The 242-nt window shown below is 71.1% G+C and carries 1 protein-coding gene; it reads left to right on the top strand.

Annotation, left to right across the window (positions count from 1 at the left end; genetic code table 11):
* A partial coding sequence (locus IE94_RS0134880; RefSeq protein ID WP_030192830.1) for a helix-turn-helix domain-containing protein occupies positions 1-242 on the top strand: 242 nt, incomplete at both ends.

Here is a 242-nt window from a genome sequence, read left to right as displayed (position 1 = left end):
CTCGACCTCCCGCATGCCCTGGTCGAGTGGGTCACGATGCTCATCGTCACCCGTGAGGGTGACCGGCGGTGCAAACTCCCGCCGCACCGCCGTGCGCTGGTCGCACTCGTGTACCTGCGCCGCCACGACACCCTCACGAGGACCGCCGCGGCATTCGGTATATCCGTCGGCACCGCCCACGCCTACGTCGCAGCGGTCACCGGCCTGCTCGCCGAGCAGGCGCCGGGCCTGCTGCAGACGCT

It is taken from the genome of Streptomyces violaceorubidus, assembly GCF_000717995.1.
Taxonomy (GTDB): Bacteria; Actinomycetota; Actinomycetes; order Streptomycetales; family Streptomycetaceae; genus Streptomyces; species Streptomyces violaceorubidus.
Note: the sequence above shows the minus strand (reverse complement) of the source record. Positions and strands in the feature narration are given on the sequence as shown.